Here is a 614-nt window from a genome sequence, read left to right as displayed (position 1 = left end):
AGGAGGACAGGAAAATGTTTAGTCAACTACGTATGCGCGAAGAACAAGCCTTATTAGCGCATGACTATGCCTTGGAACAAGCTGAAGAAAAAGGCTTAGAACGTGGTCTTGAACGTGGTCGTGCAGAAGGTATTGAACAAGGTTTAGAGCGTGGACTTGAACGTGGTCGTGCAGAAGGTATTGAACAAGGTTTAGAGCGTGGACTTGAACGAGGAAAAGTTGAAGGAAGTTTGTCTATGCTAGTAAATCTAGTACGTCAAGGTCTCCTGACTTCTGAAGTTGCCAGCCATCAATTAGGCATGACCGTGGCTGAGTTTGAGGAGCTATTGAAAGACCATCATAAATAAGACCTAAAAATACAGAGAAACCAGCAAAGATAGGATTCGCAAGCCGTGGTTGGAGTTTTTCGGGAACAAACCCTTTACCCAGCAACCCGAGCGAGCCATCAGCCAAGCAGACCAACTGCTAGACTACAAGAGCTGGTCCGAGGAGGACAGGAAGATTTTTAGCCAACTACGTATGCGAGAAGAACAAGCCTTATTAGCGCATGACTATGCCTTGGAACAAGCTGAAGAAAAAGGCTTAGAACGTGGTCGCGCAGAAGGTATTGAACA

Annotated in this window: 2 pseudogenes; both read left to right on the top strand. The window is 45.8% G+C overall.

The window, feature by feature from the left end:
* Nucleotides 1–347 (top strand): annotated as a pseudogene (locus O3650_RS09555) (hypothetical protein); the annotation flags it as partial.
* 7 nt (nucleotides 348–354) lie between these two features.
* A pseudogene (locus O3650_RS09550) lies at nucleotides 355–614 on the top strand (hypothetical protein); the annotation flags it as partial.

The organism is Streptococcus sp. 20925_1_24 (assembly GCF_041432335.1).
GTDB lineage: Bacteria > Bacillota > Bacilli > Lactobacillales > Streptococcaceae > Streptococcus > Streptococcus mitis_BM.
This window is presented reverse-complemented; position numbering and strand designations above follow the sequence as displayed.